This is a genomic window from Streptomyces sp. NPDC034670 (assembly GCF_055574875.1).
Genome location: NZ_JBVITR010000011.1, coordinates 134,429 through 143,463, shown reverse-complemented (window position 1 = coordinate 143,463; position 9,035 = coordinate 134,429). Strand labels below are relative to the sequence as shown.

General features: G+C 74.4%; 9 protein-coding genes. 4 read left to right on the top strand and 5 right to left on the bottom strand.

The window, feature by feature from the left end; translation table 11 throughout:
* Positions 1–101: 101 nt before the first annotated feature.
* Both ACZ56B_RS11425 and ACZ56B_RS11420 read right to left on the bottom strand, forming a co-directional pair.
* The gene (locus tag ACZ56B_RS11425; protein ID WP_468788671.1) at positions 102–1,349 is read right to left on the bottom strand and encodes a cation:proton antiporter; all 1,248 of its coding nucleotides are present in this window, start codon (positions 1,347–1,349) and stop codon (positions 102–104) included.
* Positions 1,350–1,353: 4 nt separating this feature from the next.
* Positions 1,354–1,824: a cation:proton antiporter regulatory subunit gene (locus ACZ56B_RS11420; protein ID WP_468788669.1), complete on the bottom strand. Its 471-nt coding sequence runs from the start codon at positions 1,822–1,824 to the stop codon at positions 1,354–1,356.
* 335 nt (positions 1,825–2,159) lie between these two features.
* Here ACZ56B_RS11420 and ACZ56B_RS11415 point away from each other — a divergent pair, with 335 nt between their 5' ends.
* Both ACZ56B_RS11415 and ACZ56B_RS11410 read left to right on the top strand, forming a co-directional pair.
* Entirely contained in the window at positions 2,160–3,044 is an 885-nt protein-coding gene (locus ACZ56B_RS11415; RefSeq protein ID WP_468788667.1) for a universal stress protein, read from the top strand.
* A 145-nt stretch (positions 3,045–3,189) separates the two neighbouring features.
* Entirely contained in the window at positions 3,190–4,026 is an 837-nt protein-coding gene (locus ACZ56B_RS11410) for a universal stress protein (RefSeq protein ID WP_468788665.1), read from the top strand.
* A gap of 162 nt (positions 4,027–4,188) precedes the next feature.
* On the opposite strand, the gene ACZ56B_RS11405 is transcribed toward ACZ56B_RS11410, so the two are convergent.
* Positions 4,189–4,611, bottom strand: a complete 423-nt coding sequence (locus ACZ56B_RS11405) for a YjbQ family protein (protein WP_468788663.1) — start codon at positions 4,609–4,611, stop codon at positions 4,189–4,191.
* An 83-nt stretch (positions 4,612–4,694) separates the two neighbouring features.
* On the opposite strand from ACZ56B_RS11405, the gene ACZ56B_RS11400 reads away from it, so the two are divergent.
* Positions 4,695–5,810: an NAD(P)-binding domain-containing protein gene (locus ACZ56B_RS11400; RefSeq protein WP_468788661.1), complete on the top strand. Its 1,116-nt coding sequence runs from the start codon at positions 4,695–4,697 to the stop codon at positions 5,808–5,810.
* A 13-nt stretch (positions 5,811–5,823) separates the two neighbouring features.
* Here the strand turns inward: ACZ56B_RS11400 and mltG are convergent, their stop codons facing one another.
* Entirely contained in the window at positions 5,824–6,669 is an 846-nt protein-coding gene (mltG, locus tag ACZ56B_RS11395; protein WP_468788659.1) for an endolytic transglycosylase MltG, read from the bottom strand.
* A gap of 43 nt (positions 6,670–6,712) precedes the next feature.
* A complete protein-coding gene (locus tag ACZ56B_RS11390; protein ID WP_468788657.1) occupies positions 6,713–8,515 on the bottom strand; it encodes an ABC transporter ATP-binding protein in 1,803 nt (600 codons plus the stop codon).
* 102 nt (positions 8,516–8,617) lie between these two features.
* On the opposite strand from ACZ56B_RS11390, the gene ACZ56B_RS11385 reads away from it, so the two are divergent.
* Positions 8,618–9,035 (top strand): MarR family winged helix-turn-helix transcriptional regulator (locus ACZ56B_RS11385; RefSeq protein ID WP_468788655.1); only part of this gene is annotated, 418 nt, incomplete at its 3' end.

Genomic DNA, 9,035 nt, shown 5'->3' with positions numbered 1-9,035 from the left:
CCCCCCCCCCCCCCCCCCCCCCCCCCCCCCCCCCCCCCCCCCCCCCCCCCCCCCCCCCCCCCCCCCCCCCCCCCCCCCCCCCCCCCCCCCCCGGCCCCGGTTCACCGTTCGGGCGTGCTGTCCTGCACCGGCTCCAGCGTCTCCACGGCCGGCGTCGCGGCGTGCACGGGCGGGGCGTCGGCGGACGCGGCGCGGCGGCGCGTCAGGCTCAGCGCGACGGGCTCCGTGTAACGGGCCGTGAGCGGTCCGAGGACGACCAGGATCAGGACGTACGCCGTGGCCAGCGGGCCGAGGTCCGGCTCGATGCCCGCGGTGACCGCGAGCCCGGCGATCACGATGGAGAACTCGCCGCGGGCGACCAGGGTGCCGCCCGCGCGCCAGCGGCCCTTGGGGGAGATCCCGGCCCGTCGGGCGGCCCAGTACCCCGTGGCGATCTTCGTCAGCGCGGTGATCACGGCGAGCGCCAGGGCGGGCAGGATCACCGGCGGTATGGACTGGGGATCGGTGTGCAGGCCGAAGAAGACGAAGAACACCGCGGCGAACAGGTCCCGCAGCGGTGCCAGCAGGTTGTGCGTGCCCTCGGCGACCTCCCCGGACAGGGCGATGCCGACCAGGAACGCGCCCACGGCCGCCGAGACCTGCAGCTGCTGGGCGATGCCCGCGACGAGCAGCGTCAGGCCCAGCACCACCAGCAGCAGCTTCTCCGGGTCGTCGCTGGAGACGAACCGGGAGATCACCCTCCCGTAGCGGACGGCGACGAACAGCACGAGCCCGGCGACGCCCAGGGCGATGGCCAGCGTGACACTGCCCGCGGCGAGGCTGACTCCGGCCAGCAGGGCGGTGATGATCGGCAGGTAGACCGCCATCGCCAGGTCCTCGAGCACCAGGATGCTGAGGATCACCGGGGTCTCGCGGTTGCCGAGCCGTCCGAGGTCGCCGAGGACCTTGGCGATGACGCCGGAGGAGGAGATCCAGGTGACGCCGGCCAGCACCACGGCGGCGACCGGGCCCCAGCCGAGCAGCAGGGCCATGGCGGCGCCGGGCAGGGCGTTCAGCGTCATGTCCACGAGGCCGGCCGGGTACTGGGTCTTGAGGTTGGAGACGAGGTCGCTGGCCGTGTACTCCAGGCCGAGCATGAGCAGCAGCAGGATGACGCCGATCTCGGCGCCGATCGCCACGAACTCCTCACTCGCGCCGAGCGGCAGCAGCCCGCCCTCGCCGAAGGCCAGGCCGGCCAGCAGGTACAGGGGGATCGGGGAGAACCGCAGGCGCCCGGCGAGGCGGCCCAGCAGGCCGAGCCCGAGGATGATCGCGCCGAACTCGATCAGGAAGATCGCGGAAGAGTGCATGCGCTCACTCCCTTCCGAGTATCCGGGCGGCGGCCTCGATGCCCTCGCGGGTACCGATCACGATCAGGGTGTCCCCTCCGGCCAGCCGGAAGTCCGGCGCGGGGGACGGGATCGCCTCCGCCCGCCGCAGCACGGCGACGATCGACGCGCCGGTGTCCGTGCGCATCCGCGTCTCCCCCAGCACCCGGCCGTTCCAGTGGGAGGTCGACGACAGCTCGATGCGCTCGGCGACCAGTCCCAGGTCGGTGGTGTGCAGCAGGTTGGGGCTGTGGTGGGCGGGCATCAGCGCGTCGATCATCGCGGCCGACTCGGCGACGGTCAGGCGCAGCGACTGGGCGCAGGCGTCCGGGTCGTCGGAACGGTAGATGTTGACCGTGCGGGCGCCGTCCCGGTGCGCGATCACGGACAAGTGCTGGTGCTCACGCGTGGTGAGGTCGTATTTCACGCCTATGCCCGGCAGTGGCGTGGCGCTCATCCGTGGAGCAGGCACGGCCCCTCCCCCTTCTCGGTTCTCGGTGCTTCGTACTGGGTGGAGAGCCTCATCGAGCCGATGATCGACACCCACGGCGGACATGGTGCCATCCGGCCTTCCGGCCGGAACATGGGTGTTGTCACGGATGGACACGGACCGCGAGGGGTCAGAAGGATACCCGGGGTTCGTTCCGGCGCAGGTCAACGGAGTGAGTCGACGGTTCGCGGACAGACGGAACACACCGGTCGGCCCTCGGCCGCGGCCCCTTCGGTCCCTGTCGGCGTCTCCCGGCGGAAGCCACCCCGCGGACGCCGGACGGGAAGGGCACGGGAGGTCCCATGAGCGGTTCGGTCGTCGTGGGAGTGGACGGTTCGGCGTCGAGTCTGGCCGCCGTGGAGGTGGCGGCCGAGGAGGCGAGGCGGCGATCGGCCGGGCTGCGGGTGGTCCACGCCTTCCTCTGGCCCGCGATGCACGTGCCGCTGGGCGCGTCACCGCTGGGGCCGGCCGACGGGGGTCTGCGGGCCGTGACCGAACGGCTGGTGGCCGAGGCGGTGGAACGCGCCCGGTCCGTGGCTCCGGACGCGGAGGTCTCGCAGGCCGTCGTGACGGGCGAACCGCTGACCGTGCTGGAGGCCCAGTCGCGTTCCGCGGATCTCGTGGTCGTCGGGTCGCGGGGCATGGGCGGGTTCGTCGGGCTGCTGGTGGGGTCGACGGCCGTGCACCTGGCGGCACACGGGAAGTGCCCGGTCCTGGCCGTGCGCGGGCGGACCGTACCGCAGGGGCCGGTCGTGCTCGGCGTCGACGGTTCCGCAGCGGGCGCGCGGGCGGTCGGCTTCGCCTTCGCCGAGGCGGAACTGTACGGGGCGGACCTGGTCGCCCTGCACTCCTGGACCGACTGGAGCGCCCCGAGGCCGGCCCCGCGGGACGAGCGGGCGCCGTACGCGAACGGGCCCGGCGACCCGGCCGCGAGCGGGGAGCGTCTGCTCGCGCAGGCCCTGGCGGGACACCGGGAGCGGCACCCCGGTGTGAAGGTGCGGCACGAGGTCGTGCGCGGCGGCGCCCGGGAGGCGCTGATCGAGGCGAGCCGTACGGCGCGGCTGCTGGTGGTCGGGGCCCGCGGGCGGGGCGGCTTCTCCGGACTGGTGCTGGGTTCGGTGAGCCAGGCCGCGCTGCACCACGCGCACGGCCCGGTGGCCGTCGTGCGGGGCGGCGGGGACGCCTAGGCGCGTGTTCCGGCGCCCGGCCCTCGGCTTCCGGGCTCCGCGTGCCGGGGCCGGTGCGCCGCGGTCCGCGTGCCGGGCGACGCGTGGGCGCCGTCGCCCGCGGGTACCCGGATGCGCCGCCGGGGACCGGGGACGGGAGAGAGCAGTGAACGACACGGTCATCGTCGGGGTGGACGGCTCGCTGCCCAGTCTCGCCGCGGTCGACGTCGCGGCCGGGGAGGCCCGGCTGCGCGGCGCGCAGCTGCGGATCGTGCACGCCTTCAGCCGCCCCGCCGACCTGGATCCGATGATCCACGGCGTACTGGCGCGGGCCGAGCAGCGTGCCCACGCCCTCGCGCCGGACCTGGAGATCGCCCGGACCGTGGCGTCGGGCGAGACGCTGACGGTGCTGCGGAGCGAGTCGCGCCACGCGGTCCTCGCGGTGGTCGGCGGACGGGGCCGCGGCGGGTTCGGGGGGCTGCTGCTGGGCTCGAAGGTCGTGCAGCTGGCCGCGCACGGCCACTGCCCGCTCATGGTGGTCCGCGGCCGCTCCGACCCCCGGGGGCCGGTGCTCCTCGCCGTGGACGGCTCGCCCGCCGGGGACGCGGCGGCGGCGTTCGCCTTCGCCGAGGCCGAGCTGCGCGGGGCCCCGCTGGTCGCGATGCACGTGTGGAACACCTGGAGCGAGCCGACGCCCTACGAGGGCCCCGCCGACCCGCTGAACGTCGTGGTGGACCTCGACCGGCTCCGCGAGAGGCACCGGCGGCTGCTGGAGGAGACGGTGGCACCCCTGCGGGCCGCTCGTCCCCGGGTCGCCGTGGAGCTGCGCCTGGAACGGGCACGGGTGCGCCACGCGCTGCTCGACGCCGCCCGGGACGCCCAGCTGGTGGTGGCCGGCGCCCGCGGTCACGGCGGCTTCACCGGGATGCTGCTCGGCTCGGTCAGCCAGGCGCTGCTGTACCACGCCGCCTGCCCCGTCGCCGTCGTCCGCGGGACGGGCTGACCGGACCGGCGGCCGGACTCCTCCGGCGCCCCGCGTCACGGGCCCCGCGCGGTGGGGTCGTGCACACCGCGCGGGGGGGCCGGCCGGACGGACGCGTCCCGCCCGGCCGGCCGCCCCGGCACCGTGTCCGCCGCCGGCGACGGGGCGGGCGGGAGGACGGGGCTACCCGAGGAACGACAGCCGCACCCGGCGGCTGGGGTTGTCCTTGTTGGTGTCGACCAGGCACACCGACTGCCAGGTGCCCAGCTCCAGGCGGCCGCCCACCACCGGCAGCGTGGCGTGGGGCGGGACGAAGGCGGGCAGGACGTGGTCGCGGCCGTGGCCGGGGCTGCCGTGGCGGTGCTGCCAGCGGTCGTCGGCGGGCAGCAGGGTGTGCAGGGCGGCCAGGAGGTCGTCGTCGCTGCCGGCACCGGTCTCGATGACGGCGATGCCGGCCGTGGCGTGCGGCACGAAGACGTTCAGCAGGCCGTCGCGGCCGGCCGCCGCCTCCCGCAGGAAGGACTCGCAGTCGCCGGTGAGGTCGACGACCCGCTCCGAGGAGCCGGTGGTGAGGGTCAGGACTCGGGTGGTGAAGGCATCCGACATGCCCTCCATCCTGGCCGACGCGCCGGGGATCTTCCCGGACCGCCCGCGGGAAGATCCACGGTTCGCGGCTCGTTGGTAGAAATGTGAACGACATACGTGAGGTCGAGGTGGTCGTCGTGGGCGCGGGGCAGGCGGGGCTGTCCAGCGCCCATCACCTGCGGCGGGCCGGGTTCGAGCCGGGCCGCGGCTTCGTGGTGCTCGACCGCTCTCCCGGTCCGGGCGGCGCGTGGCAGTTCCGGTGGCCCTCGCTGACGTACGGCAAGGTGCACGGGATGCACGCGCTGCCCGGCATGGAACTCACGGGCGCCGATCCGGCGCGGCCCTCCTCCGAGGTGATCGCCGCGTACTTCGACGACTACGAGCGGACCTTCGACCTGCGGGTGAGGCGCCCGGTGGACGTGCGGGCCGTACGGGAGGGAACCGGCGGGCGGTTGCTCGTCGAGACCTCGGACGGCACCTGGTCGACGCGGGCGCTGATCAACGCCACCGGCACCTGGGACCGGCCGTTCCTGCCGCGCTACCCGGGACAGGAGACCTTCCGGGGGCGGCAGCTGCACACCGCGCGGTACCCCGGGCCGGAGGCGTTCGCCGGGCAGCGGGTGGTCGTGGTGGGCGGCGGCGCCTCGGGCACCCAGCACCTGCTGGAGATCGCGCCGTACGCGGCGTCCACCACCTGGGTGACCCGGCGGCCGCCGGTCTTCCGCGAGGGGCCCTTCGACGAGGAGGCCGGGCGGGCGGCCGTGGCGCTCGTCGAGGAACGGGTGCGCCGGGGGCTGCCGCCGCGCAGTGTCGTCTCGGTGACCGGGCTGCCGCTCAACGACGCGATCCGGCAGGGTCTCGCGGACGGCGTGCTCGACCGGCGGCCCATGTTCGACCGCATCACGCCCGACGGCGTGGAGTGGGCCGGGGGGTCCCCCCTGCCCGGGCGCGGCCGGGAGCCCGGGGCGGGGCGGCGGGTGGCGGCCGACGTCATCCTGTGGGCGACCGGGTTCCGCCCCGCCGTCGGCCACCTCGCCCCGCTGCGGCTGCGGGAACCGGGCGGCGGGATCCGCGTCGAGGGAACACGCGCGGTGGCCGATCCGCGCGTCCACCTGGTCGGCTACGGCCCCTCGGCGAGCACCGTCGGCGCCAACCGGGCGGGACGGGCGGCGGTACGGGACATCGTGCGGCTGACGGCGCCGGAGCGGTCCGCGGCCTGAGGCCCGGGCCGGTTCACTTCGGGGACGGCGTGCCGCTCTCCGGCTGCCGGGCGTCGGCCTCGGCGACGTTGCGCAGGTGTTCCTCCTGGTCGGCGGTGAAGCGGGTGTCACCCGGCCTGACCGCGACGAAGTAGAGCCAGTCGCCCGGGGCCGGGGTGGTCGCGGCCCGCATCGCGGCCTCGCCGGGGTTGTCGATCGGGGTCGGCGGCAGTCCCATGCGCGTGTGGGAGTTGTACGGGCTGTCGACCGTGGTGTCGGTCGCCCTGGCACGCAGCACCGGACGGTTCAGCGCGTAGTTGAGGGTCGAGTCCATCTGCAGCGGCATCCCGCGCTCCAGCCGGTTGAAGATCACTCGGGCCACCTTGCCCATGTCGGCCTTGGTGGGGGCCTCCGCCTGGACGATGCTCGCCACGGTGACCGTCTGGTACACGTTCATGGCGTTGCGCTGCGCGCCCGCGGCGACGGGGGCCGCGTTGAACTTCCGGTTGGCCGTGTCGACCATCTGCGACAGCAGCTCCTCCGGGGTCGCCTTCTCCTCCAGCGGATACGTTCCCGGGAAGAGGTAGCCCTCCGGATTGCCCCCGGCCTCGACCGGCAGGGGGAGGCGGGCCCGCGCGACGGACTTCTGCGTGGTGCCCGCGGGCAGCTCCAGGGCCTCGTCGACGGCCGTGTACACCTGGCTCGCGCGCTGCCCCTCCGGGATCACCAGGGTGGCGGGCCGTGCGTCGCCGCCGTCACCCAGGGTCAGCAGCGGCACCGCCACGGCGGTGCCGGCCACGACGGCCCCGGCCGCGACGAGGGCGAGGCGGCCCCGGCGCGTCAGTCGGATCGTGTTCCGTGACGGAGTGTTCGTCTGCATGCGGGCACGGTAACCCGCACACTGCCACAAACCCGGCATATCTTCATCTCGTCGACTCCAGTCGGGCGTCCCGGCGCACGAGAGCCGCGTAGCGGCCGCCCCGCTCAAGCAGTTCCTCGTGCGTACCGCGCTCGACCGCGCGGCCGGCGTCGAGGACCACGATCTGGTCGGCGTTGCGGACGGTGGACAGCCGGTGGGCGATGGTGAGCGTGGTGCGGTCGGCCGACAGCGCCTCCACGGCCGCCTGGACGGCGGCCTCGGTCCGGGTGTCCAGGGCGCTGGTGGCCTCGTCGAGCACCAGGACCGGCGGATCGCGCAGGATGGTGCGGGCGATCGCCAGACGCTGCTTCTCGCCGCCGGAGAAGCGGTGGCCGCGCTCGCCGACGACCGTGTCGTACCCGTCGGGCAGGGCGGCGATGCGGTCGTGGATCTGGGCCGCCCGCGCCGCCGCGTACAGCTCCTCGTCGGTGGCGTCGGGCTTGGCGAAGCGCAGGTTGTCGGCGACCGAGGCGTGGAAGAGGTAGGTCTCCTGGGAGACCACGCCCACCGCGCGGGCCAGGGTGTCGAAGCCGAGGTCGCGGACGTCGACCCCGTCCAGGGTGACCCGGCCGCCCGTGACGTCGTACAGCCGCGGCACGAGGTGACCGAGCGTGGACTTGCCGGCGCCGGTCGGGCCGACCACGGCGAGGCTGCCGCCCGCGGGGACGGTGAGGTCGATGCCGTCGAGGACGGGGCCGTCCCCGCCGTCGTAGCGGAAGGAGACGTTCTCGAAGCGCACCTCGCCCTTGATCCGCTCGAGGCGCACCGGGTCCTCGCGCTCGGTGATGTCGATCGGGAGGTCCAGGTACTCGAAGATGCGCTGGAAGAGCGCGAGCGAACTCTGGATCTGGACGCCGGTGGACAGCAGGCTCACGGCCGGGCGGAACAGGCCCTGCTGGAGCGAGACGAAGGCGACGAGCGTGCCGAGGGAGATCTCCGGTCCCCCCGCCTGCAGGGCGAGCCCGGCGGCCCAGTAGATGACGGCCGGCATGGCGGCCATGACGATCGTGATGACGGCCATGCGCCAGCGGCCGGCCATGCTGGACCGCACTTCCAGGTCGACCAGGCGCTCGGACTCGTCCGCGAAGGCGCGGGTCAGGGAGTCGGAGCGGCCCATGGTGCGGCCGAGCAGGATGCCGCTGACCGACAGCGACTCGGTGACCGTGGCGGCCATGGCGGCCATCTGCTTCTGGCGCCGGGTGGTGATCTTCTTGCGCTCGTCGCCGACGCGGCGGCTGATCCACACGAACACCGGCAGCAGGACGAGCGACACGACGGTCAGCCGCCAGTCGAGCGCGAGCATCGCCACCACGGTGGCCACCACGCTGGTGAGGTTGGAGACGAGGGAGGTCGCCGTGGAGGTCACCGTGGCCTGCATGCCGCCGATGTCGTCGGCGATGCGGGACTGGACCTCACCGGTGCGGGTGCGGGTGAAGAAGGCGAGCGACATGCGCTGGAGCCGGCCGAAGACGGCGGTGCGCAGATCGTGCATGACGCGCTGGCCGACGGTCGTCGAGATCAGGGTCTGCAGCACGCCGAAGACGCTGGTGAGGACCGCGCCGAGGATCATGCCGAGCGCGAGCAGGCTGAGCAGCCCGGTGCGGCCCTGGGGGAGGGCGACGTCGAGGATCGCCTTCAGCAGGAACGGTGTGGCGACCGAGACCAGGGACGCGGCGCCGACGAGCAGGCCGACGACCGCGAGGCGGCCCCGGTAGGGACGGAAGAGCTTCAGGATCCGCCGCACCTGCCGGGGTTGCCCCTCGGCGCCGGCGGACGGGATCCGGACGGGTTCGTGGTCGGGGTGCATGGTCTCCTCGGGGACGGGTGCCCGGGGCGGGCCGGAGGCGAGCGGAGCCTAGCTCATTGTTACCTATACTCACAATGAACGACATCCTGATATTGTTCCCGCATGACCGTCCCCGCCCCCGACCCCGACGGCCTGCTGGCCGAGCAGCTGCTCCGGCTGACCCGCCGGGTGCACCGCATCCAGAAGCGCCACCTGGAGCGGCGCGGGCTCGGCATCACCCCCGCCCAGTCCCGTCTGCTGCGCACCCTCGCGCACTACGGCTCGCCGCCCCGCATGGCGGATCTCGCCGAGCAGCTGGAGGTGGTGCCCCGGGCCGTCACCACCCTGGTCGACGGGCTCGAGGCGAGCGGCAAGGTGCGGCGCGTGCCGGATCCGGCCAATCGGCGGGTGGTCCGCATCGAGCTCACCGAGGAGGGGCGCGGGGGGAGGGGGGGCACTGGCACGGCGAGGGGGGAGGGAGGAGGGGGGAGAGCCACACCCACAGAGGGCGAAAAAAGCAAAATACTCCGCACGCTGCCTT